Annotated in this window: 19 protein-coding genes; 9 read left to right on the top strand and 10 right to left on the bottom strand. The window is 67.2% G+C overall.

Going from position 1 to position 23,294, the window contains the following annotated elements; all coding sequences use genetic code 11:
• Nucleotides 1–21: 21 nt before the first annotated feature.
• The 3 genes from CR156_RS04025 to CR156_RS04015 all read right to left on the bottom strand — a co-directional run bounded on the left by CR156_RS04025 (nucleotide 22) and on the right by CR156_RS04015 (nucleotide 6,864).
• On the bottom strand, nucleotides 22–1,686 hold the full coding sequence (locus CR156_RS04025) for a sensor domain-containing diguanylate cyclase (RefSeq protein ID WP_100551993.1): 1,665 nt from the start codon (nucleotides 1,684–1,686) through the stop codon (nucleotides 22–24).
• Between the two features lie 637 nt (nucleotides 1,687–2,323).
• The gene (locus CR156_RS04020; RefSeq protein WP_100551992.1) at nucleotides 2,324–4,747 is read right to left on the bottom strand and encodes a putative bifunctional diguanylate cyclase/phosphodiesterase; all 2,424 of its coding nucleotides are present in this window, start codon (nucleotides 4,745–4,747) and stop codon (nucleotides 2,324–2,326) included.
• 188 nt (nucleotides 4,748–4,935) lie between these two features.
• Nucleotides 4,936–6,864 carry a DEAD/DEAH box helicase gene (locus tag CR156_RS04015; RefSeq protein ID WP_025877722.1) on the bottom strand — a complete coding sequence of 643 codons (1,929 nt, stop codon included), beginning with the start codon at nucleotides 6,862–6,864 and terminating at the stop codon, nucleotides 4,936–4,938.
• A 269-nt stretch (nucleotides 6,865–7,133) separates the two neighbouring features.
• On the opposite strand from CR156_RS04015, the gene CR156_RS04010 reads away from it, so the two are divergent.
• Complete coding sequence (locus tag CR156_RS04010; RefSeq protein ID WP_025877723.1) at nucleotides 7,134–7,355, top strand: RNA-binding S4 domain-containing protein; 222 nt, start codon at nucleotides 7,134–7,136, stop codon at nucleotides 7,353–7,355.
• A gap of 15 nt (nucleotides 7,356–7,370) precedes the next feature.
• Here the strand turns inward: CR156_RS04010 and ubiM are convergent, their stop codons facing one another.
• The 4 genes from ubiM to CR156_RS03990 form a co-directional block, all read right to left on the bottom strand.
• Nucleotides 7,371–8,549 carry a 5-demethoxyubiquinol-8 5-hydroxylase UbiM gene (ubiM, locus tag CR156_RS04005; RefSeq protein WP_100551991.1) on the bottom strand — a complete coding sequence of 393 codons (1,179 nt, stop codon included), beginning with the start codon at nucleotides 8,547–8,549 and terminating at the stop codon, nucleotides 7,371–7,373.
• An 80-nt stretch (nucleotides 8,550–8,629) separates the two neighbouring features.
• Entirely contained in the window at nucleotides 8,630–9,019 is a 390-nt protein-coding gene (locus CR156_RS04000) for an MAPEG family protein (RefSeq protein WP_100551990.1), read from the bottom strand.
• Between the two features lie 12 nt (nucleotides 9,020–9,031).
• A complete protein-coding gene (locus tag CR156_RS03995) occupies nucleotides 9,032–9,577 on the bottom strand; it encodes a DUF4019 domain-containing protein (protein ID WP_100551989.1) in 546 nt (181 codons plus the stop codon).
• A 58-nt stretch (nucleotides 9,578–9,635) separates the two neighbouring features.
• A complete protein-coding gene (locus CR156_RS03990; protein WP_100551988.1) occupies nucleotides 9,636–10,799 on the bottom strand; it encodes a COG3904 family protein in 1,164 nt (387 codons plus the stop codon).
• Nucleotides 10,800–11,275: 476 nt separating this feature from the next.
• On the opposite strand from CR156_RS03990, the gene CR156_RS03980 reads away from it, so the two are divergent.
• The 3 genes from CR156_RS03980 to CR156_RS03970 all read left to right on the top strand — a co-directional run bounded on the left by CR156_RS03980 (nucleotide 11,276) and on the right by CR156_RS03970 (nucleotide 14,860).
• Nucleotides 11,276–12,754 (top strand): DNA-3-methyladenine glycosylase 2 family protein, encoded by a 1,479-nt coding sequence (locus tag CR156_RS03980; RefSeq protein ID WP_100551987.1) that lies wholly within the window; start codon nucleotides 11,276–11,278, stop codon nucleotides 12,752–12,754.
• Nucleotides 12,751–13,242, top strand: coding sequence for a methylated-DNA--[protein]-cysteine S-methyltransferase (locus CR156_RS03975; RefSeq protein WP_100551986.1), 492 nt, complete (start codon nucleotides 12,751–12,753; stop codon nucleotides 13,240–13,242). Before CR156_RS03980 ends, CR156_RS03975 begins: the two co-directional genes overlap by 4 nt.
• 358 nt (nucleotides 13,243–13,600) lie before the next feature.
• Nucleotides 13,601–14,860 carry an alkaline phosphatase family protein gene (locus tag CR156_RS03970; RefSeq protein ID WP_100551985.1) on the top strand — a complete coding sequence of 420 codons (1,260 nt, stop codon included), beginning with the start codon at nucleotides 13,601–13,603 and terminating at the stop codon, nucleotides 14,858–14,860.
• A gap of 130 nt (nucleotides 14,861–14,990) precedes the next feature.
• Here the strand turns inward: CR156_RS03970 and CR156_RS03965 are convergent, their stop codons facing one another.
• Entirely contained in the window at nucleotides 14,991–15,173 is a 183-nt protein-coding gene (locus CR156_RS03965; RefSeq protein ID WP_100551984.1) for a 30S ribosomal protein THX, read from the bottom strand.
• Between the two features lie 110 nt (nucleotides 15,174–15,283).
• Complete coding sequence (locus tag CR156_RS03960; RefSeq protein WP_025879338.1) at nucleotides 15,284–15,697, bottom strand: MerC domain-containing protein; 414 nt, start codon at nucleotides 15,695–15,697, stop codon at nucleotides 15,284–15,286.
• Nucleotides 15,698–15,830: 133 nt separating this feature from the next.
• On the opposite strand from CR156_RS03960, the gene CR156_RS03955 reads away from it, so the two are divergent.
• From CR156_RS03955 to CR156_RS03935, 5 genes are all read left to right on the top strand, one after another.
• A complete protein-coding gene (locus CR156_RS03955) occupies nucleotides 15,831–18,029 on the top strand; it encodes a TonB-dependent receptor (protein ID WP_100551983.1) in 2,199 nt (732 codons plus the stop codon).
• 273 nt (nucleotides 18,030–18,302) lie between these two features.
• Nucleotides 18,303–18,869 (top strand): TetR/AcrR family transcriptional regulator, encoded by a 567-nt coding sequence (locus CR156_RS03950; RefSeq protein WP_025879336.1) that lies wholly within the window; start codon nucleotides 18,303–18,305, stop codon nucleotides 18,867–18,869.
• Nucleotides 18,869–20,542: an MFS transporter gene (locus CR156_RS03945; RefSeq protein WP_100551982.1), complete on the top strand. Its 1,674-nt coding sequence runs from the start codon at nucleotides 18,869–18,871 to the stop codon at nucleotides 20,540–20,542. The genes CR156_RS03950 and CR156_RS03945 overlap by 1 nt, the downstream gene beginning before the upstream one ends.
• A 10-nt stretch (nucleotides 20,543–20,552) precedes the next feature.
• The gene (locus CR156_RS03940; RefSeq protein ID WP_100551981.1) at nucleotides 20,553–21,716 is read left to right on the top strand and encodes an HlyD family secretion protein; all 1,164 of its coding nucleotides are present in this window, start codon (nucleotides 20,553–20,555) and stop codon (nucleotides 21,714–21,716) included.
• Nucleotides 21,717–22,039: 323 nt separating this feature from the next.
• Nucleotides 22,040–22,705 carry a hypothetical protein gene (locus CR156_RS03935; RefSeq protein WP_100551980.1) on the top strand — a complete coding sequence of 222 codons (666 nt, stop codon included), beginning with the start codon at nucleotides 22,040–22,042 and terminating at the stop codon, nucleotides 22,703–22,705.
• Nucleotides 22,706–22,790: 85 nt separating this feature from the next.
• On the opposite strand, the gene CR156_RS03930 is transcribed toward CR156_RS03935, so the two are convergent.
• Complete coding sequence (locus tag CR156_RS03930) at nucleotides 22,791–23,276, bottom strand: Fur family transcriptional regulator (protein WP_025879333.1); 486 nt, start codon at nucleotides 23,274–23,276, stop codon at nucleotides 22,791–22,793.
• Between the last annotated feature and the right edge of the window lie 18 nt (nucleotides 23,277–23,294).

The following is a 23,294-nucleotide window of genomic DNA, read 5'->3' as shown; positions in this document are numbered from 1 at the left end:
GGCATCGCCGCCCTTCCCGCCTCATGCCGTGGTCAATGGATCTTCGGTCTCGCCATCGAACACCCGGTTGCGGCCACTGCGCTTGGCCACGTACATGGCGTGGTCGGCGCGCCGCAGCAGCGCGGCCAGGTCATCTTCGGCCGGCCGCCACTGTGCCAGGCCGATGCTCGCGGTCACCTCCAGACCGGGCACCTGCAGGTCCCGGCAGGCCTCGGTGATGCGCTGGCGCAGGCGTTCCAGGCGGGCGGCCGCGATCTCCCGCGGCATGCCCGGCAACAGCAGCAGGAACTCCTCGCCCCCCATCCGCACCACCTGGTCCTCGCTGCGGACAGCGGCGCGAAGCGCGCGCGCCACGGCCACCAGCACCTGGTCACCGATCTCATGGCCATGGCGATCGTTGATGTCCTTGAACAGATCGATATCGAGGAAGCCGATCACCAGCGGGCCCCTCTCACGCTCGCCGCCCTGCAGATGCTGGGCCAGCTGGTGCAGGCCGGCACGGCGGTTGGGCAGGCCGGTCAGCATGTCGGTCTCGGCGAGCTGTCGCATTTCATCACGCTGCTGGCGCAGCCGGCCAAGGCGCAGGTTGAGCGCGTAGGCCGCCATCATCAGCAGCCAGGTGACTGCCAGCTGCAGGGCCTCCACCCGGTACTCCATCAGCCAGTGCGCACTGGCGGCGTCGGCCACGATCAGCACCAGCATCGGAGCCAGTGCGGCCAGCCCCGCCAGCGACCAGACATCGCCGCGCAGGCGGGCCCAGATGCCCATCGCCAACGACAGTGCGCAGCCGACGATGAAGGTCCCCTGCAGGACCTGCGCGACCACGCCCAGTCCATCGCGCTGCAACCACGGCACCAGTGCCGCCAGCGTGAGCAGGGACCACAGCACCGACTGCTGGCCCACGCGCGAACGTGGCAGCACGCGGTCACCGCCGTTCAGGCGCCACATCGCCGGCAACACCAGTGCCTGGGTCGCTGCCGTCAGCGCCAGCAGCCACCAGTCACCGCGCCCGCCGACGCGCAGCCAGGGTTCGGGATAGCCGCTGAGACCACCGAGGATCGACTGCCACAGCACCAGCACCAGGGTGGCACCGATGTACATCAGGAAACTACGGTCGCGGGTGGTCAGATAGGCCATCAGCGCCGACAGCGCCAGCGCGATTGCCACGGCGATGCAGGCGGCGCGCACCAGCAGCCGGGCAGTGTCGTTCTGCTGTACCGGGCTGGGCGCGCCCAGTTGCAGTGTCGGCACCCAGCGTGCCTTCAGCGGCGTCTGCCAGGAGACCAGGAAGGGTTCGTGGCTGCCGGCAGCGGGTACCGCCACCATGCCGATGCCCGCACGGAAGCGTGAATCGCGGGTGCGCGCGTCCTGCATGTTGCCGCAGATCTCGCGGTCACCGTGCTGCAGCCGCACTTCGCCGGCAAAGACATTGAAGACATCCAGCGCCTGCGGCTCGCCGGACCAGCCTTCTGGCGGTGCATTCACCCGTGTCTGCTGGCGCGGCCCGGCCAGCATCTCCGGCGTGCACGCGCGATGGGGCGTAGGTTCGGCCGTCGCGGTGCCGACCAGAAGGTAATCGCGGCCGGCGTCGACGCTGCGCGCATGGCCCAGCCACGGCAACGCCAACCACACCAGCAGCAGGACAAGCACCGCCCCTGTTTCGAAACGCACCTGCCTGCCGCCCACGCCACGTCCTGTTACTGCTTACGTCCGCGCCCACTGCGCGTCGCCCCTGGCGGCATTATCGCAGTCGAAGGCAACGCCGATGTGTAGACCAAAGTGGTGGGGGTGCTGGCCGGGCTGCCGCCCGGCACCCACAGAGGCCGGAGCCGAAGCAACAGCGAAAGCGGGCTACCGAGGTGGGCGGGGCGGTATGGGCAGGCAGGACACGCCGTAAACCCATCCATGGGGGCTCGATGGCGCCATCCATGGCGCCAACGGTCCTGCCCGCCCATACCGCCCCACCCCTGACAGTGTCCCGCCATCTGGTAGATCCACGCCGTGCGTGGATGGATGTTCATACCGATTTCGAAATCATTGAATGGATTGGATGTCATCCACGCATGGCGTGGATCTACGCGTCGACCAAGGTCGACACCCACCAACAGCCGCGTGAACCTGTCGAAGGCGGGGTGGGTCCGGTTGCGGGGGTGTCCGCGGCATGGATGCCGCGGCCAAGCCCCCATGGATGGGTTTACGGCGTCCCCCGCAACCGGACCCACCCCGCCATCCCCCAGAACCCCGCTGTTGCTGTTGCTGTTGAGGTTGCCGGCCAGCGGCCGGCACTACCGCGGGTTCCGGGCGCAGCCCGGCCGCAGCACCTTCAGCCGGCAGCCGATGGCCCCTGCGTGCCGGCCAAACGCATTGGCCGCAGGTCAGCCAGGGTCAGCCGCTCCAGTGGCTGCGGCCGTTCAATGGCATAGCCCTGCAGGCCCTGCACCCCCATCCCGGCCAGCGCCTCGGCCACTTCAATGGTCTCCACCCACTCGGCCACCACCTCCATCTGCAGTTCGCGGCCCAGCTCGCTGATCGCACGCACGCTGGCACGGCTGACCGGATCGGTATCCATGTCACGCACGAAGGCACCATCGATCTTCAGCATGTCCGCCGGCAGCTGCCGCAGATAGCCGAACGAGGACAGGCCCGAGCCGAAATCATCCAGCGCCACCCGGCATCCGCGCGCCTTGAACGCGTCGATGAAGGCTCGTGCCTGGCTCAGGTTGCCGATCGCCGCGGTTTCGGTGATCTCGAAGCAGAGCTTGGACGCCAGTGCGCGGTTGCGCTCCAGCAGGTCGCAGACGAACGCCAGGAATCCCGGCTCGGCGATCGACTGGGCCGACACATTGACGTTGCACAGGCCGAGCTGGCGTACGTGCGCCGGACACACCTGCAGGTGGCGGAACAGCAGGCCGAGCACGTGCCGGTCCAGCACCACCGCCATGCCGTAGCGCTCCACCGCCGGCATGAACTGGCCCGGCAGGTGCAGCACGCCGTCGCTGTCACGCATGCGCACCAGCACTTCGTAGTGCAGGTAGGACGGATCACCTACCTTGGCGATGCGCTGCGCATACAACAGCATGCGGTTCTCGGCCATGGCACGGCTGACCCGCTGCAGGCGTTCGGCTTCCAGCCGTCGTTCTTCCAGGGCCAGCCGGTTTTCGTTGAAGCAATGCACGCGGTTGCGGCCGGCCTGCTTGGCTGCATAGCAGGCACTGTCGGCGGCGCTCATCAACCAGTTCGCGTCCGGTGCCTCGGCCGTCACTTCGACCACGCCCACGCTGCAGCTCAGCTGCGGACTGCCTTCGCTGATCGGGAACGTGGCCTGGCCCAGGTTGCGGATCAACCGCTGCAATACGCGCTTGGCTTCATCCTGGTTGGCGCGGGCGAGGAACACCGCGAACTCATCCGCGCCCAGGCGGCCCACCCAGTCGCCATCACGCACCGCGCCGACCAGGTACTCGGCGAAGCTGCGCAGCATCTGGTCGCCGGCCGCGTGGCCGAAGCTGTCGTTGACCAGCTTGAAGTGATCCAGGTTGATGTAGCCCAGTGCGTGGGTTCCACCGTCGGAGCGGACCTGCAGCAGCGACTTCTCCAGCAGGCGCTCGATCTCGCGGCGATTGATCAGGCCGGTCAGTGGATCGTGGCTGGCATGGTGCTCGATCTCGCGTGCCAGGGCATGGTTCTGGCTGACATCCTCAACGATGGCGAACACCGACAGGCCACCGCTGGCGGTGCGCACGCCGGTACCACTCCAGCGTCCCCATACCAGGCTGCCATCACGACGCCGGAAGCGCAGTTCGCCCGGTCGCAGCTGGCGATCCCAGTCGATGCGGCCACCCCCATCGATGACCAGCTCGCCCTCCATCAGCAGATCAGCCAGCGACATCTGCAGCAGCACGTCGCGGCGATGGTCGAGGATGTCGGCCATCGCCTGGTTGGCCTCCACCACCCGGCCGCTGGCATCCAGCTTGAGCATGCCGACGTTGGCCTGGTAGAAGGCCGCCCGGAAGCGGCTCTCGTGCTCGGTCAGGTCCTTGCCGACCCGGCGGGCCAGGGCCACTGCCATCAGGCTGATCAACAGGACCGACAGGCCGCCGACGGCCAGGGTTGCGATGCGCACCGCGCGGGCCATGCGCAGCAGCGCCTGCGAGAACGCCTGCGCCTGTGCGCGCAGCTGGTGGTCGATGCCCCGCAGCCGGTGCAGGTACTCATCCACGGTCGCCTCGTCCAATGGTCCCGCGCCATGGCGGCGTTGCAGCTCCTCCGACAATGCCTGCAGGGCCAGCAGGTCCGCGTCGGTCTGCCGCCACAACCAGGTGGCCTCGCGGAAGGCACCGACATTGCGCGCGTGGCGGAACGAGAAGATCAGCCGCGGAATGTCGGCGCGGGCGTTGCCCCCACGCAGGAAACCGGCCCGGGCTGTCGCCTCGTCCGGTTCGGATTGCTCCAGCGCCTTGCGAGCCTGCAGGTCACCCAGCGGAACCTGCAATGCCCGTTGGGCATCCTGCAGATCCAGCAGGTGCCCACGAGCCAGGTAACGGCTGAGCGCTGCGGTGGCGTCCTGCTGCCCCCGCGACCAGTAGCCCTGCCCTGCGATCCACGCGGTCGATGCCGCCTGCAGCTCCTGGATCACGGCCGACAGCGCGACCAGTCCGATCGCCATGCCCGTCAACAGCGCAAATCGCAGCCCCAGCCCGCGGGTCATCGGTACCCGTCGGCGCTGTTGGTCCATGCCACTTCTACCCATCCTGGATCCCCCGAATGTGCTGCGGTGACAATCTCCTACGGAACCGGGCCAGCCTAGAACCGGGGATGTGTGGGCCATGCGAAACCGGACCCGGCCGGTGATCGGCAGCGGCGGCCGAGCCGGCCTGCCCCCATACAAACAACAACGCCAGCCCGGAGGCTGGCGTTGTTGATCTACTTCAGTGCGGCTTAGAAGCTGCGCGGGCCGCGCGGCTTGTTGAAGCCATCACGACGCGGCGGACGGCTGTCGCGGTCGCCGCCGGGACCACCCGGACCACTGCGACGCGGAGCACCCGGGCCACCCGGACCGCCCGGACCACGCTTGTCGAAGCGCGGCTTGAACGGACGCGGCGCCGGATTGACTTCTTCACCGGCCGCCAACGGGCGCATCTGCAGCTGCTGGCCGGACACCCACACCTTCTGCAGGTGGGTCAGCACGTCCGACGGCATCTGTGCCGGCAGATCCAGCAGCGAGAAGTCGTCGTGGATGTCGATACGACCGATGAAGCGGCTTTCCAGGCCGGCTTCATTGGCGATGGCACCGACGATGTTGGCCGGCTTCACGCCGTGCTGGTGGCCGACCGAGATGCGGTAGGTCTCCATGCCCTGCTCCGGTGCGCCGCGCGGCGGCACGTCACGGCGCGGACGCTGCTCGAAGCCACCCTCGGCATCGTCACGACGCGGACCACGCTCGAAGCGCGGGCCGCGCTCGTTGCGGTCGCCACGTTCCGGGCGCTCAGTGCGCTCGAAACGCTCACGCGGGGCACGTTCTTCGCGCGGGGCGCGCACCGGCGGCTGCAGCAGGAACGGGGTATCACCCTGCATCATCTTCGCCAGTGCGGCGGCCACTTCGATGGCCGGCACGTTCTGCTCGGATTCGAAACGCTCCAGCAGCTGGCGGTAGAAGTCCAGGCCGCCCTGGCCCAGCGTTTCGGTGATGCGCGAGGTGAACTTGTTGATGCGGTTGTCGTTGACCGCTTCCACGCTCGGCAGCTGCATTTCTTCGATCGGCTGACGGGTCGCACGCTCGATCTGGCGCAGCATGCCCTTCTCGCGCGGGGTAGCGAACAGGATCGCTTCACCGCTGCGGCCGGCACGGCCGGTACGGCCGATACGGTGCACGTAGCTTTCGGTGTCGTACGGGATGTCGTAGTTCAGCACGTGGCTGATGCGTTCCACGTCCAGGCCACGGGCGGCCACGTCGGTGGCGACCAGGATGTCCAGCTTGCCTTCCTTCAGCATGGCGATGGTGCGTTCACGCTGGGCCTGCTGCATGTCACCGTTGATGGCGGCAGCGGCCAGGCCACGGGCCTGCAGCTTGCTGGCCAGTTCCTCGGTGCCGGCCTTGGTGCGCGCGAAGACGATCATCGCGTCGAACGGCTCGACTTCCAGGATGCGGGTCAGCGCGTCCAGCTTGTGCATGCCGCTCACCCACCAGTAGCGCTGGCGGATGTTGGCCGAGGTGGTGGTCTTGGTCGCGATGGTGACTTCGACCGGGTCCTTCAGGTAGGTCTGCGCGATACGACGGATGGCCGGCGGCATGGTGGCCGAGAACAGCGCCACCTGGCGCTTCTCCGGCAGCTTCTTCAGCACCGCTTCGACGTCGTCGATGAAGCCCATGCGCAGCATTTCATCGGCTTCGTCCAACACCAGCGTCTTCAGCTCGGACAGGTCCAGCGTGCTGCGGTTCAGATGGTCGATGACGCGGCCGGGGGTACCGACCACGATGTGCACGCCGCGGCGCAGGGCCGTCAGCTGCTGGCCGTAAGGCTGGCCGCCGTACACCGGCAGCACGCGGAAGCCGGGAATCTTCGAGGAATAGGACTGGAACGCCTCGGCAACCTGGATGGCCAGCTCGCGGGTCGGGGCCAGCACCAGGGCCTGCGGCTTGATCTGCTGCAGGTCGATGTTGGACAGCACCGGCAGCGCGAAGGCTGCGGTCTTGCCGGTACCGGTCTGGGCCTGGCCCAGCACGTCGCGGCCTTCCAGCATCGCCGGGATGGTGGCGGCCTGGATCGGCGACGGCGTTTCGTAGCCGATGGCAGTGACAGCCTGCATGACAGAATCGGACAGGCCGAGCTGCGCGAACTGCAGCTGCGCTTGGGTTTCTTGGGACATGGGGAACTCCGAAGGCACTGCCACGAGCATGGCAGGCGAAAAAAAGGGGGATTCCGCGCTTTGGGCGCCCTTCTTATCGCGTGCCCTGGCGCTGCTCGGTTGAAGCTGAGGTTTCACTCGCTCAGAGCGGAATGATACCGCACTGTTCCTGAACAAGGTGTACAGGAAACCACCGGCATGCCGTTACGGCCCGCCGTGGCGCACAATAGGCGCCCATTTTACCGCTGCGGGCCCTGTCCTGCAGCGCCTGCCCCAGGAAACCCCGTTCCATGCAGATCCTCGAATTCGACCTCGACGGCGACTACGTCGAACTCAAGCAGTTGCTCAAGCTGGCCGACCTGGTCACCAGCGGTGGCGAAGCCAAGATGGTCATCAGCGAAGGCCTGGTGCTGGTCGATGGCGAGGTCGAGCTGCGCAAGGCCTGCAAGATCCGCGCAGGCCAGGTGGTCGAGTTCAACGACAGCCAGATCCGGGTGCTGGCCGCCGCTTGAGTCACCGCGCGGCCGTCAGGCCACGCGCTGGGTCAGGTGGGCGGCAATCAGCTGCCGGAACGGCGCCACCCCCTGCGCTACCCGCAACCCCGCTGCGCGTAACAGGCGCGCCGGCCGGCGGTCATCGGTATACAGGCTGGCAATCGCATTGGTCGCCTCATACAGCGGCCGCGCCGCCAGCCGATGCCCGCGCTGGTAGCTGCCCAGCATGCCGGCGGCGGCGATGTCCGCCCCGCGCCGCTGCTGCTCGGCGATGCCCTGCGCCAACCGCTGCGCACTGGCCAGGCCCAGGTTGAAACCATGTGCGGTGACCGGGTGCATGCCCACCGCGGCATCACCGATCAACGCCGAACGTTCGCCGACGAAGCGCTGCGCATACACCCCGACCAGAGGATAGGCCTGCGGCGTCGCTACCGGCTGCATGCGTCCCAGGCGGTGCTCGAAGAAGCCGCTGATGGCGTCCCCGAACGCGATCTCATCCATCGCCAGCAGTTCTTCGATCTGCCGCGGTGGCAGGGTGATCACCGCCGATGCCTGGCCTTCGTTGAGCGGCAGCAGTGCCATCGTGCGGCCATAGCCGAACCACTCCCACGCCGTGTGGTGATGATCGCGCTCGACCTGCATCCTGCAGACCAGCATCGATTTGCCGAAGTCACGCATCTGCGCACCGATGCCGAGCATGCGGCGGGTGCCGGAGAAGCGGCTGTCGGCGCACACCAGCAGGCGCGCGTGCAGTTCGCTGCCATCATCCAGGCGCACCACGTGGCCCTGGCTGTCGGCGCGCACCGCCTGCACTTTGCGGCCATCGAACAGCTCCAGCCCGTCCTGGCCCTGCACCGCCTGCCAGGCCGCGCGGCGGATCAGATGGTTGGGCACCAGCCAGCCCAGCGGCTGGCCATCGATCTGGCTGCTGGCGAAGGTCAGCGCGAATGGCGACCCGCCGTTCATCACCCGCGCGTCGCGCAGCTCGGCAATCTCGGTCTCGGGCAGGCGTTGCCACAGGCCCAGTTGTTCCAGGCTCTGCCGCGACGCATGGGTCAGGGCGATTTCACGGCCATCGAAGGCGGCATCGGCCAAGGCCTGGCGCGGCTGCGCTTCGACCAGTCCCACCTGCAAGCCAGTACCAGCCAGGGCGCGCGCAAAGCACAACCCGGCCGGTCCGGCGCCGACCACCACCACGTCCATCCTGCGCATGCGCGCCTCCTGCCGTTGATCCAGTCGCGGCCAGCATAGCGCCGCGTGCCTGACCGGCCTTGATCTGGATCAGCTGCACTTCACAGCAGCGCGCAGACCAGTGCCAGGATTGCCACGATCGATACCAGCCAGACCAGGCTGCGCACATAGGGAATGCCGGCCGCGTACAGCGGCAGGTACACCACACGCGCCCAGAAGTAGACCTGCGCGACCAAGGCAGTGGTATCGCTGCCACGCCCGGCCACCACCACCGCGATCGCAGCGGCAGCGAAGAACGGGAAGGTCTCGAAGAAGTTGGCTTGCGCCCGCTGCAGCCTGCCTGCCAGCGGGCTCAGCGGCTTGGACGAGTCGTCGCGTGCAGAGGCGTTCCATTTCATCCCGCGCTCGCGGGTGACCACGGTGGAGGCGGCGAAGATGTAGACGAAACCCAGCAGCATCGCCCACGCCAGCATCGTCAGTTCGGTGGCCATCGTCGATCTCCGTCAGGGGCTGGATGCGCGCAGGCTGTAACCGGCCAGGCGCCAGGTCTGGTCTTCATCGAAGCGGAACGACACCAGCTCGCGCACCGGCTGCGCGCTGTTGGCGAAGCGGGTCGGGAAGCTGACGTTGATGTACAGCCCTTCGGGCACGGCGGCGCCGGCAGCGTACTTGACCCGGGTGATGGTCGGCTGGCCACGGCCGGCCATCGCGCCCAGGCGCGTGCGGTCTGCTGCAAGCTGGCTGACGAAGGCGGCCTTGGGCACCGCGCGGCGAGCGACAGCCGAGGCGCCGTCCCACAACTCACCCGCCCGATTGGCGTCGACCAGTTGCGCGGCCTTCAATGCGGCGCTGCCCATTTCCGCGTCCTGTTTCTGCACCTGCGCCTGCTGCGCCGGGCTCAGCACCGGCGTGGCAGCAGTCGCCGGTTTCGCGGCGGCCGGGGCGCTCGCCGCGGGGCGCGCCGGGGCCGGCGCGGGCGTGGCCGGTGCAGGCGTTTGCGCCAGTGCAGCCAGGGGCAACAGGGACAGCAGCAGGAGCACGCGCTTCATGGACACCGCCGGTTCGATGGAAAGAACCGCAGTCTACGCCAGCGCAGTGAGTGGCCCGTCAGCGCGCCTGGACGCTGCCTTCCACCGCGCCTGCGTCGGCCTGCGCCGCCGGTGCAGCCGATGTCGCCGGCACCTGCTCGGCCACCGGCGGCTGCTCCGGCGGTGCCGGTGGCAGCGTGGCCACGTCGATCTCCGACAGCGGGCTTTCCTCCGGGCACACCGGATCGGGGAAGCCGAAGCGTTGCTTCAGCGACTGGCCACAGCTGTTGATCGATTCCATGTCGGCGCCATCGCGCTTGCACTGCTGGTCGAAGGCCACCAGGAACGCATCCTTGCGTTGCACGAAATCGTCGCCGCAGGCGCGCATCTGCTTGATACGCTCAAGGTCATCCTGCACCGCGTTGGTTCCGTCCAGGCCGTACTGGCGAAGCTCTTCGGCCGTCAGCAGGCGCAGGCTGCGGTTGGGCACGGTCATCATCAGGTCGGCCACGCCCACCGCCACGCCATTGCGCTGCAGGTAGTCCTTCACGTTGTCATAGACCTCGTGCAGCTCGCGGTTGAGTTCCGCGCGCGACGTGGCCTTGGAACTGATGCGCATCATGCGGTGGATGCCGACCTTGCCGGTCAGCAGGCGGTTGTCGCCGGCAGCCAGTACGAACACGCAGGCGCTGTGGCAGATCGAGCCCTCGCGCACCCAGATGGTCCAGCCGGATTCACCGATGCTGTCACCGGCAACGATCGCCGATTCCACCTGGCCGCCACTGGAATCCAGGTCGAGGATGCGCTTGTGGATCTGCAGTTCGTCGGCAACCACCGCCAGCCGCCACATCATCTCGGCAAACCCGGGATTGATCTTGCCGTTGTAGCGCACGCGCAGCAGCCCACGCTCGGCACACGGCGCCAGCGCCTGCTTCAGCTGTTCGCGCTGCAGGCCTTCCAGCTCAAGGCCATCGCCGCCCTCGCCGGCGTAGTCGGTGCTGCAGCTGATCCACGCCTTGCCATTGTCCAGCTGGGTCTGCGGCCAGGGCCGGTCGGCCCTGCTGCGCGCCTGCGGCGGTGGCGCCGGCGCATCGGCGGCATTGATCGACACCATGTTCTCGCCATCGCTGGCCGGGGCACGCGTGGCCTTGTCGGCGGCAGTGACGTTGCCGGGATTCTCCAACTGACTGCAGCCCGCCAGGGCCAGGCACAACAAGGGCAACCAGCGGAGTTTGGCGGACATCGGGCAACCGGAATTCGGACAGATAAGAACCACAGTCTACCTGCCCATGGCGCGCATTCAGCGCGCGCCACTGAACCTCCTCTGACCCTCAGGCCCTGTCATTTCCCGTTCCAGTGTCTTCCACCTTCCCATCCACGCATGGCGTGGATCTACGCATCGACCAAGGTCGACACCTACCAGCAGCACAGAACGCCGTTCCAACAGATCGCGGCCAACTGTCGAAGGCGGGGTGGGTCCGGTTACGGGGGTGTCCGCGGCATGGATGCCGCGGCCAAGCCCCCATGGACGGGTTTACGGCGTCCCCCGCAACCGGACCCACCCCGCCATCCCAAGGAATGCAGGTTTTTGACGTTGCTGTTGCTGTTGACGTCGCCGTTGCCCCCCCGCGGGTGCCGGGCGCAGCCCGGCCGACCTCCCCCAGCATCCATGTCCGAATATGGCGAGTACTGTCCCCCGGACACGCCTAGACTGGCGCCATGGATACCGCACTCGCCCTCGACACCGCCGCCTGCGACCGCGCCCGCCTGGCCCGTGATGCGCGCTTCGACGGCGTGTTCTTCACCGCCGTCCGCAGCACCGGCATCTACTGCCGCCCGGTGTGCCCGGCGCCGCCGCCGAAGCCGCGCAACATCACCTATTACCCCACGGCTGCTGCCGCCGCCTCGGCCGGCTATCGTCCCTGCCTGCGCTGCCGCCCCGAACTGGCCCCGCTGGCACAACAGGCGCTGGCCGGACAGGCCGTGCAACGCGCCCTTGCGCTGATCCATGCGGGCTTCCTGCAGGACCAGCCGGTGGCCGACCTGGCCGGGAAGATCGGCCTCAGCGCGCGCCAGCTGCAACGCCTGTTCGTCGAACGGCTGGGCGCAACGCCAGGGCAGATCCACGCGACCCATCGCCTGCTGCTGGCCAAGCAGCTGCTGACCGAAACCACGCTGCCGGTGACCGACGTGGCGCTGGCAGCCGGTTACAACAGCCTGCGCCGCTTCAATACGGCATTCCTGCAGGGCTGCGGCATGGCGCCCACCGCACTGCGCCGCCAACACCATCCACTGGCCGCCGACGATGGCGGGCTGGTACTGCGCCTGGGCTATCGACCGCCGCTGGATTTCCCGCGGATGCTGTCGTTCCTGCGCAAGCGCAGCCTGCCCGGCATCGAGCTGATCGGTGAAGACAGTTACCAGCGCGTACTCGGCACGGCCGAGCGCCCCACCCTGCTGCGCGTCACCGCCGATCCGAAGCGGCCCGAGCTGCGCCTGCAGCTGGGCGCGGTCGACCCGCGCCTGATTCCGGACATCGTGCGCCGCGTGCGTCGCGTGTTCGACCTGGACGCCGACCTGCAGCAGGTGCACGCAGCACTGGGCGACGAGCCGTTGCTGGCACGAGGCATCGACGAGCGCCCCGGCCTGCGCGTACCGGGCGGCTGGGACGGCTTCGAGGTGGGCGTACGCGCGGTGCTGGGCCAGCAGGTAAGCGTGGCGGCGGCAACCACGTTCGCGCGGCGGCTGGTCGATGCCTACGGTGCGCACCTGCCCGGCATGCCGTCTGAATTCGACCGTCAATTTCCGGCGCCGGACGTGCTTGCCGAAGCACCATTGGAATCGATCGGTCTGCCACGCAGCCGCACGGCCACCGTGCGCGCCCTCGCCGCGGCCTGCGCCACCGGCGAGCTCGATTTCGGGCCGGGCCAGGCACTGGAAGATTTCGTCGCCCGCTGCGTGGCACTGCCCGGCATCGGCCCGTGGACAGCGCAGTACATTGCCCTGCGCGGGCTCGGCCAGCCTGATGCCTTCCCGGCCGGTGATCTGGTGCTGCAGCAGGTGCTGGGCCACGCACAGGGCCAGCGCCTCAGCGAACGCGCCACCGAAGCGCGTTCGCAATCGTGGCGCCCATGGCGCGCCTATGCCGTGCTGCATCTGTGGCACCTGTCCGGCACTTTCGTTGGAGAACCCTCATGAACCTGTTGTTCGATCGCTTCGACACGCCGATCGGTGAACTGACCATCGCCGGGGATGACAATGGCCTGGCCCACGTTCTGTTCCCGGAAAACCGCCATCCTGCGCGCGGCCGCGAGCACTGGCATTACGCGCCGGGTGCATTGCCGGAGGCGCGCGAACAGTTGCTGCAGTACCTGCATGGTGAGCGCAGTGATTTCGACCTGGTGCTGGCACCGCATGGCACGCCGTTCCAGCTGCGCGTCTGGCATGCGCTGGCGTTGATTCCCTTCGGCCAGACCTGGAGCTACCTGCAGCTGGCGCAGCAGCTGGGCCAGCCCACCGCGACCCGTGCGGTTGGCGCGGCCAATGGCCGCAATCCGTTGCCGATCGTGCTGCCCTGCCATCGCGTGATCGGCAGCAACGGCACGTTGACGGGCTTCGGTGGCGGGCTTGAAACCAAGGCGGCGTTGCTGCGGCTGGAGCAGCGACAGGCGCCGTTGTTTGCATGAGGTTTGCTGGCCGGGCTGCGCCCGGCACCCGCCGAGGCCGGAGCAACAGCAACCGCCGAAGCAACAGCCGGCTCTGGATTGCCTGAGAGTTGGTGGGATGGATCGGGTATGCAGGACACGCCGTAAACCCGTCCGTGGGGGCTCGATGGCGCCATCCATGGCGCCAACGGTCCTGCATACCCGATCCATCCCACCCCTGACAGGTTCCCGGTGACGGTAGATCCACGCCATGCGTGGATGGAAGCATCCGCAATCTGTCTGCCGACAGGCACGGGGAACAGGAAAAATGCGTGGACACGCGCCGCCCAAGAGCGCCACGTGTCTTTGGTACGTCATTGCCGCGGATTATCATGGGCGGATGACATCCGTACGCCTGACCTGCACGCTGGCGCTGCTGCTGCCCTTGGCCGCCTGCACCACCACGCCTTCGCCTTCGACAATCGCTGCGGCAAGCGGCACGAATGCGACCCCGGCCACGCCGCCGAAGCTGCTGCTGATCTCCATCGACGGCCTGCGCGCCGATGCGCTGGATCGCGGTCTCACCCCGAACCTGCAGCGGATCATCGACGGTGGTGTGCGTGCGCGCTGGATGACGCCTTCCTATCCGTCACTCACCTTCCCCAATCACTACACGCTGGTCACCGGCCTGCGCCCGGACCACCACGGCATCATCAACAACAGCATGGACGACGCTGCGTTGGGGCGCTTCGCGCTGCACGACCGCACCGCGGTGACCAACAGCGGATGGTGGGGCGGCGAACCGATCTGGGTGGGTGCCGAGAAAGTCGGTGTGCGCACCGCCACCACTTCATGGCCAGGCAGCGAAGCCGAGATCCAGGGCACGCGCCCCAGCCAGTGGCGCATCTACAACGCCAAGGAGCCCCTGCAACAGCGTGCGCAGACCGTGCTCGACTGGCTGTCGCAGACCGATGCCGATGCCCCGCGCCTGACGACGCTGTACATGGAACATGTGGACAAGGCCGGCCACAACTTTGGGCCGGAATCCAGGCAATACACCGATGCCATCGTGCAGGCCGACCGGATCGTCGGCCAGGTGCTCGATGGCCTGCAGCAGCACGGCCTGACCGATACCACCAACGTGATCGTGGTCTCCGACCATGGCATGGCGTCGGTGCCGGAGGGCCAGGTGATCGCCCTCGAATCGATGGTTGATCCCAGCATCGCGCGCAACGTCAGCCCGGGCCAGTCGGTCGGCTTCGCGCCGGTGGCGGGACATGAGGCAGAGGCCGAGCGCGCCCTGCTCGGCCGTCATGCCCACTACGAATGCTGGAAGAAGGAAAACCTGCCGGCGCGCTGGCACTACGGCAGCCATCCGCGCGTGCCGGCGATCGTCTGCCAGATGGATGAGGGCTGGGACGCACTGACGCGCGAAAAGATCGCCAAGCGCGAGCACGCCGATCGCGGCTCGCATGGCTACGACAACGCGTTGCCGTCGATGCGCGCCGTGTTCGTGGCTCGTGGCCCTTCATTCCGGCAAGGCCTGGTGATCGACGGTTTCGACAACGTCGATCTCTATCCGCTGCTGGCGCACCTGCTGCAGGTGCCGGAAGCGGCGAACGATGGCAATCCGGAAACGCTGAAGCAGACCCTGCGTTGAATACGTTGTAGAGCCGAGCCCATGCTCGGCTGCATTGCGCCAGCCGAGCCTGGGCTCGGCTCTACAAAAATGAGCAAAAAAAAACGCGGCGCCGAGCGCCGCGTTTTCTTTGGACCGGTCGGTCGGCGGATCAGCCGGCCTTGGCCACTGCCTTCTTGGCCACAGCCTTCTTCGCCGGAGCCTTGGCCACGGTCTTCTTGGCAACCGGGGCGGCGGTGCCTACAGCGACCTTGCTCGCGGTGTGCGAACGGGCGTTGCCGTAGCTGGCGTTGTAGCGCTTGCCCTTGGCGGTCTTGCGGTCACCCTTACCCATGTCATCAACTCCTCAAGTATGAAATCTGGTTACCCCGTTCTGACACGGGTTTGGCGGGACCGTCTTGCTGGACGCCCCCGCGCACGATCGGAAATCCTAGCACGCCGGGCCTAGTGCGCGCAGCTTGCGTCGTGCACGTGCCCGTGATTCAGGCGCAGATTGACCAGATGCGCGATGCCGACCAGCAGCCCGCCCAGCGTCATCACCACTGCGTGCGGCACCGCGTTGTGGTGCAGCGGGTCGTACAGCACACCGGCCCACAAAGCGACCAGGCCGGGAATCAGGAACGCCAGCGCACGCAGCGCGCCGTGGCGCCGATAGCCCCAGACCAGGCTGAACAAGCCCAGCAGGGTCACGAACACCACCAGCGCTTTTTCCACGCCATCACTGAGCCAGAAAGACAGGCCCAGCGAGGGCGCCGCTGCCAGCAGCAGCGGAATCACCGCGCAATGCACCGCGCACAGCATCGAACCGGTGGCGCCGAAGCGATCGAGCAGGTGGCGCAGGCGTGAGGGCAAAGGCATGACTTCCAGCAGGGCGGCGAATCGTTATGGAATAATATAACATCGATCCCCGACCCGCACGGTTTCCCTGCCCCTGTCCCGCCGACGGGATTCGTGCGCCACCCGATTGATACATTGTAACAAAGGACCGCCCATGCCCTCCCACCACCCTCGTTTCAAGCCGCATTCCCTGGCCCTGGCGCTCGCTGCGCTGCTGCCGTCCGTCGCCTTTGCGGCCTCCGACGATGATTCGCATCGTGACCGCCACCTGACCGAACTGTCCTCGGTACAGGTCACCGCGTCGCCGCTGCAGGGTGATGCCGAATCGCTGGCACGCCCGGTTGAAGTGCTGGCCGGTGAGCGCCTGGACGAGCAGAAGGCCGGCACCCTCGGCGACACCGTGGCCAAGCTGCCCGGCGTGCAGAGCACCTTCTTCGGCCCCGGTGTCGGCCGCCCGATCATCCGCGGCCAGGAAGGCCCGCGCGTGGCCGTGCTGTCCAACGGCATGGGCAACATGGACGCCTCCACCGTCAGCGCCGACCACGCCACCAGCATCGAGCCGTTCCTGGCCGACCAGATCGAAGTGCTGAAAGGCCCCGCGACCCTGCTGTTCGGCAGCGGCGCGATCGGCGGCGCGGTGAACGTGGTCGATGGCCGCATCGCGCGCGAACTGCCGGACCGTCCGCTCAGCGGCCGCGCCGAACTGCGCGGCAACTCGGTCAACGACGAGCGCAGCGGCATGTTCCGCCTTGACGGCGTGAGCGGCAATGTCGTGCTGCACGTGGATGGCCTGGTGCGCAATGGCGACGACTTCCGCATTCCCGGCTACGCGGTGATCGACGGCCTGGAAGACCACCACGATGACCACGACCACGCAGGCGAGGAAGGCGAAGAGCCGCGTCGCGGCCGCCTGGACAACAGCTCCATCCGCACCCGCGCCGGCGGTGTCGGCGCCACCTGGCTGGGTGAAGGCGGCTACTTCGGCGTCTCTGCCAGCACCTACCGGACCAACTACGGCATTCCCAACGGCGCCCATGTGCATGCCGACGGCGATGACCACGACCATGGTCACGACCACGACCATGGCGAGGAGGAGGAAGGTGAAGAGCATGACGTGCGCATCGACATGGTGCAGAACCGCTTCGAGACCAAGGCCGGCATCTACAACCCGGTGTCGTTCCTGAAGAACATCAACGCGCGTGTGGCCTACACCGACTACGAGCACGTGGAACTGGAAGCCGGCACGCCGTCCACCCGCTTCACCAACCGCGGCATCGAAGGCCGCCTGGAAGCGGTGCAGCAGCAGATCGGCGGCTGGGACGGCGCCTTCGGCCTGCAGGTCGGCAACAGCGATTTCGGCGCGAAGGGCGAAGAAGCCTTCGTGCCGGATACCGGCACCAAGAACATCGGCGTGTTCGTGCTGCAGGAAAAGCAGTTCGGTCCGTTCAAGCTGGAACTGGGCGGCCGCCACGACCAGGTCAAGCTGGACCCGACCGGCGACTACCAGCGCCGCAAGTTCGATGCGACCAACCTGTCGGCCGCCGGCATCTGGAAGCTCAACGATGCCGTCGACCTGCGCATCGGCGTGGACAGTTCCGAGCGCGCGCCGACCAATGAAGAGCTGTACGCCGCTGGCGCACACATCGCCACCCGCTCGCTGGAAATCGGTGATGCCAACCTGAAGACCGAGCGCGGCCAGCGCATCGAACTGGGCATCCACACCCACAGCGAACGCCTCGATTTCTCCGCCGCGATCTATCAGACCAAGTTCAAGGACTTCATCTACCTGGCTGACACCGGCGTGACCGAGAGCCTGCCGGTGCGTGCCTGGACCCAGCAGGACGCGGTGTTCAAGGGCGCCGAGGCCGAAGCGCTGGTGCACCTGTTCGAAGGCGGTGCCGGCGATTGGGACCTGCGCGTATTCGGCGACTACGTGCAGGCCAAGCTGGACGGCAACGGCAGCCGCACCCTCGACATCGCCGTGCCGCACGGTGACCACAACCACAACTACAGCGTGGAACTGGCCAACACCGGTTACCTGCCGCGCATCGCACCGGCCCGTGTCGGCGCCGACCTGCGCTGGGCGAAGGATGGCTGGCGTGCCTCGGTGGGCGCGGTGCGTTACAGCCGGCAGAAGGACGTGGCGCAGAACGAGGCGCCGAGCAACGGCTACACCCTGGTCGATGCGCACCTGGCCTACCGCTGGGACCGCAGCGACAGCAACAGCTACGAGCTGTTCCTGGACGGCAGCAACCTGACCAACCGCGAAGTGCGTCCGCACACCTCGCTGTTGAAGGATTACTCGCCGCTGCCGGGCCGTGGTGTCGCTTTCGGGATCCGCGCGTTCTTCTGATGGGGCATCCACGCATGGCGTGGATCTACTGGAAATGGATCCACGCATGGCGTGGATCTAAGGGTAAGTGCATCCACGCATGGCGTGGAGCTACCGACTTTGATGGCTACGTGCTGTCGTTCTCTCCCGGGGGGCCAGGTGGCCCCCCGTTTTTTTTACGCTCCCAGCCGCCCCTCACACAGGCGTCACAAAGATGTGCGTACGACAACAAGCGGACAATCCCGTCGCCATTCGTCTCTCGCCATCCGGACATGTTTGTCCGAAAATGAAGCCATGACCACCCAACGTGCCGATGCTGCTGCCCGCCGAGCCCTCATCCTCGATGCCGCCGACCATGTGTTCGGCCAACATGGCGTTACCGCGCCGCTGGACCTGGTGGTGGAGCGTGCCGAAGTCGGTCGCGCCACCCTGTACCGCAATTTCCCCGACCGTACCGCGCTGATCCAGGCGCTGCTGCAGCGCACGGTCGACCGCATCCGCCGCCAGGTCGAGCAGCTTGGCGACCGCGACGACGCCCTGTTCGAGGTGTTCGAAGGCATGGCCCAGCGCATCGTCGATTCGCCTGCGCTGGCCGATTATTGGCGCGCGGTCGATTCGGATGTTCCGGCCATGCGCACCGCACGCGAGACCGTGCGCGACCTGCTGGAAGCGCCTATCGCCCGTGCCAAAGCCGCTGGCCTGTGCCGGCCCGATCTGGAGAAGACGGATATTTCACTGATCTCGGGCATGCTGGGTGCGGCCCTGCGCGGCAAGACCCGCGATGAGCGTGCCCAGCTGGCCGGGCGTGCCCTGCAGCTGCTGCGCGGGGGACTCCAGGGAGCAGCCAGCGGGGAACGCTGATGGTGCAGCCGTACCTCAAGCCGGTGCCGGATTGGGAGGAGCACGAGAAGCCGACCATGCCCGGTTCGGCGTCGATGCCGTGGCACCCACCCTATCGGCGTGCAGCCTATGCGCTGGTGTCGCTGCTGGTGGCCATCACCGGCGGCCTTGGCAACGCGCTGGTAACGGCCAACCTGCCCTTCCTGCAGGGACAACTGGCACTCACTCCCACCCAGGGCAGCTGGCTGGTCGCCGCCTACGCCATGGTGAACGTGACCGCCAACCTGCTGGCCTTCAAGTTCCGCCAGCAGTACGGCATCCGCCTGTTCGCCGAGATCGGCCTGGGGCTGTATGCGGCGCTGGCGGTGCTGCACCTGTTCGTCGGCAGCTTCGAGACCACCATGCTGACCCGCGCCGCCAGCGGTTTCGCCGGCGCGGCATGTTCGACGCTGGGTACGCTGTACATGCTGCAGGCACTGCCGCGGCGTTTCACCGGCAACCTGCTGGTGGTCGGCGTTGGCCTGTCGCAGCTGGCGGTGCCGATTGCCTGGATCGTCTCGCCGGGCCTGGTCGATACCGGTCAATGGCACCAGCTGTATTCGTTCGAAGCAGGGCTGGCGCTGTGCGCGTTTGCTGCCGTGGTGGTGCTGAAGCTGCCGCCCGGCATCCAGGTCAAGGCCTTCGAACCTCTGGACTTCCTCACCTTCGCCCTGCTCGCGCCTGCCGTCGCCCTGCTGGTGATCGTGCTCGCGCAGGGCTACACGCGCTGGTGGTTGAACACGCCGTGGCTGGGCTGGGCGCTGATCGCCTCCATCGCGCTGACCACCACCGCGCTGATCATCGAACACTACCGGCGCAATCCGCTGCTGCAGATCCGCTGGCTGTCGACCCTGCCGGTGATGCACTTCATCGTTGGCGCCTTCCTGATCCGCTTCCTGACCACCGAACAGTCCTACGGCGTGGTCAACCTGATGCGCACCCTGGGCATGGGGCCGGACCAGATGCGGCCGTTGTTCGTGGTGATCCTGGCCGGCGTGGTGACCGGCATCGCCGGCGCGGCGATCACCTTCGGCCCGAAGCGGCTGATCGCGCAGCTGCTGATGGCGATCCTGCTGCTGGGTGCAGCCGCGTTCTTCGACCAGCACCGCACCAGCATGGATCGACCACACGACTTCTACGTCAGCCAGTTCCTGGCCTCGGTGGGCGCCGGCATGTTCATGGGCCCGCTGATCATGCTCGGCATTTCCGCCGCGCTGAAACAGGGTGTGGACCACATGATCACCTTCCTGGTGACCTTGTCGATCACCCAGACGCTGGGCGGACTGGCCGGCTCGGCCGTGCTGGGAACGTTCCAGCTGCATCGCGAACAGCTGTATTCCAGCGCCTTGACCAGCCAGCTCGATCCCGCCGACCCGGTGGTGGCGCAGCGCCTGCGCATCCAGCAGCAGCTGTACGCAGCGCAGATCACCGACCCGGTGCTGCGCAGCGCACAGGGCAGCGCGCAGCTGGCGCAGACCACCCGACGCGAAGCCAACGTGCGTGGCTTCAATGATGTGTTCACCCTGAGCGGCTGGCTGGCGATCGGTTTCCTGTGCTGGTTGCTGCTGCTGTCGCTGCGTACCGCCGTGCGCAAACAATGGCGCAAGCGCCATCCTTCCTCCCCCGCTGCGGCTGCGACCGCGGCACCGCGCTGAGTCCATCGCCATGCCTCCCGTCCCGCCCCGTCCAGACGACACCGACGCCGCCGAGAACGTCACCCCGCCACCGCCCACCGATGCGGCGCCTGCGGCGACGCCAGCCGCGCCGGCCGCCGCACCGAAGTACCTGAAACCGAGTTCGCGCAGCGTGGTGGTGATGGTCGTGGTGGCGTTGCTGGGCATCGCGCTGATCCTGCGCGCCTGGCATCTGTGGCCCTTCACCAGCAGCGTGATGGTGACCGACAACGCCTATGTGCGCGGGCAGATCACGGTGATGGCGCCGCAGGTCAACGGTTACGTGACCGATGTGCTGGTGAAGGATTTCCAGCACGTGAAGCAGGGCGAGCCGCTGCTGCGCATCGACGACCGTATCTATGCGCAGCGGGTGGCGCAGGCCCAGGCGACGCTGGACAGCGCGCGCGCGGCGCTGGCCAATTCGGACCAGTCACAGGCGCAGAACCGCGCGCAGATCGCTTCGGCGCAGGCCACGCTGTCGGCGGGACAGGCTGAGCTGCAGCGCTCCCGCAATGAGGCCAAGCGCTACGAGGAGCTGGCGGCGCAGCAGCTGGTGTCGATCAACGACCGCGACAAGTTCCGCACCAGCCAAGCCTCTGCACAGGCCAGCGTGCAGCAGTCGCAGGCGCAGATCCGCATCTCCGAGGAGACCCTGGTCTCCACCCAGGTCTCGCGCAAGAGCCTGGAGGCGCAGGTGGAAAGTGCGCAGGCGCAGCTGGAACTGGCACGCATCGACCTGGCCAACACGGTGATCCATGCGCCGCGCGATGGCCAGATCAGCGAAGCCAGCGTGCGCGTGGGCCAGTACGTGGCGGCCGGTTCGCAGCTGCTGTTCCTGGTGCCCGATGCATTGTGGGTGGTGGCCAATTACAAGGAAGGCCAGACCTGGCAGATGGCGATCGGGCAGCCGGCATCGTTCTCGGTGGATGCGTTCCAGGGCCAGGTGCTGCGCGGACGGGTGGAGCAGATCGCGCCGGCCACCGGATCGGAGTTCAGCGTGCTGCGACCGGACAATGCCAGCGGTAATTTCACCAAGGTGGTGCAGCGGTTGCCGGTGCGGATCTCGATCAACGGGGAGCAGCAGCTGGCGGCGCGGTTGCGGCCGGGCATGTCGGTGATCGTGCGGGTGGATACTGCGACGAAGCCGATGGACTAGGCGCGGGCCTGCTTGACTGCGCGGCTTCGTCGAAGACAGCGAACGGCGGAGCCCCTCGTGGCTGATCGTTGCGGTTGGATTGGCGGGATTGGCCGGGTGGGTGAGGCAGGCGGGACACGCCGTGAACCCATCCCTGGGGACTCGTAGGCGCCATCCATGGCGCCTGCGGTCCCGCCTACCCCACCCACCCGGCCACGGACAGGTTCCGTGCGCGTCAGCCACGTGAATCAAAGGATGAAAATCAAAAGCAAAAGCGCGCGGCTCCGCTTTTTTGTAGTGTTGAGCCATGCTCGACTGCTTTGCTGCAGGAACAGACGACAACGATGAAGTTCAACGCACTGGCCCGTAAGGCGGCCAAAGGTCCTGCGCCGCTGGAGCATGGCGGTGCGGTCGAGGTGGAAGACCTGATCGGCTTCGTGCTTGAGCATGGTGTCGAAGGTGCGGCCGAGATTGAACGTCTGTGCGCGCTGCATGGCTGGCGCGAGGAGTTCCAGTACAACGGCGATGGCACGCATTTCGCGCCGATGGCGCCGTGGGCAAGGGCCTGTGCGGCTTTCGGCCATGGCGGCGTGGCGGCGATGCCGCCGCTGCTGGATCAGCCGCGCATGGCGACCTATGTGATCGGGGTGCTGGAAGAGGTGCGCAGCGAGGCTTCGGTTGCGGCCCTGCTGGCGTTCTGCGGACAGGCCGATTTCAGCCAGGATGATCCAAGGTCAGCGCCGTGGCGGGCGTTGGCTGCGCTGAACGTGCTGCTGTCGTTCGACAAGGGTGTGGCGGTGTCTACGGATATCCAACAGACATTGCTGCAGCGGGTGCAGCGCGCGTGGAGCCAAGCGCCGACGCCGCAACGCCAGTGCTTGGCCCTATATGCCGTGCGCGGCGCACGCGTGGCCGAAGCGTTGGACTGGGTGCAGTCGCTGGTGCTTGAGGATGCGGAGTTGATCGCCGCACGCAAGGCAGTGCTGAAGCATCTGCGCAAGCAGCCGTGAAATGGGGTCAGATCCCTTTGCCACTGGCAAAGGGATCTGACCCCAATCGCGAGGATGCCGGCCAGCGGCCGGCACTACCGTTCCGTCAGCCGGCGCAGCGTGCGCACAGGCCGTGCACTTCCAGCGTCTGTGCCTGCGGCTGGAAGCCCAGTTCCTTGGCCCGCTTCTCCAGCTGGGTCACGATCTCGCGGTCTTCCAGTTCCACTGCGCTGTGGCAGCTGTTGCAGATCAGGAACGGCACCGAATGGGCCGCACTGCTGGGATGGTGGCAGGCCACGAAGGCATTGACCGATTCCAGCTTGTGCACGAAGCCATTGGCCATCAGGAAATCCAGCGCGCGGTACACGGTAGGCGGGGCATCAGCGCCCACACCCTTGCCGTTGCGAACCCACTCCAGCAACTCGTAGGCCTTGACCGGCTTGCCGGCCTCGGCGATGAGCTTGAGCACGTTGGCGCGGATCGGGGTCAGGCGCAGCCCGCGCTCACGCGAGACACGCTCGACCACCGCCACGAAATCCGAAGCGTCGTGGACATGATGGTGCGGGGCCGTACAGGCGGTTTTGGCGGACATGCGCGTTCTCCAGTTCGG

Source organism: Stenotrophomonas lactitubi (genome assembly GCF_002803515.1).
GTDB classification, from domain to species: domain Bacteria; phylum Pseudomonadota; class Gammaproteobacteria; order Xanthomonadales; family Xanthomonadaceae; genus Stenotrophomonas; species Stenotrophomonas lactitubi.
Note: the sequence above shows the minus strand (reverse complement) of the source record. Positions and strands in the feature narration are given on the sequence as shown.